The 592-nt window shown below is 63.9% G+C and carries 1 protein-coding gene; it reads right to left on the bottom strand.

The window, feature by feature from the left end; genetic code table 11:
• A partial coding sequence (locus DMP05_RS09680) for a SecDF P1 head subdomain-containing protein (protein ID WP_425303945.1) occupies window positions 1–592 on the bottom strand: 592 nt, incomplete at both ends.

Below are 592 nucleotides of genomic sequence, written 5' to 3'. Positions count from 1 at the left end.
ATCACGATCTGGCCCTTGGTGGGAGCGAGCTCCTTAGTGGCCTGGGCGAAGGCGGATGCGCCCTCGGAGTCGAGCTTCAGATTGACCGCGTAGTCGGTCGAGGCCTCGCTGGCCTGGCCCACCGTGACGCGCTCGATGTCGTCGCCCGTGACGATCGGCGTGTAGGTGCCCTCATCGACATGCAGCGTCAGCTTCTGCTCGCTGGTGGGGAACCTGTTGCCCATGGCGTCGGTGACGCTTTCCTGTTCCATGTACTGGCCGGTCTCGATCTTGGTGCGCACCGCTTCGTCGGTGAACGAATCGAGGCGGGCGAACTCGAGCTTGCCGGTCTTGCCGATGGGAGCAAGCGCCTCTTCGGCTTCGGACAGGCCGGGAATCTGCACCAGCACCTGATCGGTGCTCTGCAAAGCGACGGTAGCCTCGGACGCGCCGAGCGAGTTCACGCGGCTTTCGATGATGGCGCGCGATTTCTCCATGTCCTCGGCGGACACGGCGGCGCCATCTTCGCCCTTCGCGGTAAGGACCACCGACAAACCGCCCTGGATGTCGAGACCCTGGTTGATCTTCTCTTGCGGGGGCGTGAACATGAACA

This window comes from Slackia isoflavoniconvertens, assembly GCF_003725955.1.
Taxonomy (GTDB): Bacteria; Actinomycetota; Coriobacteriia; order Coriobacteriales; family Eggerthellaceae; genus Slackia; species Slackia isoflavoniconvertens.
The sequence above is the reverse complement of the archived record's forward strand: the minus strand, read 5'-3'. Positions and strand labels throughout refer to the sequence as shown.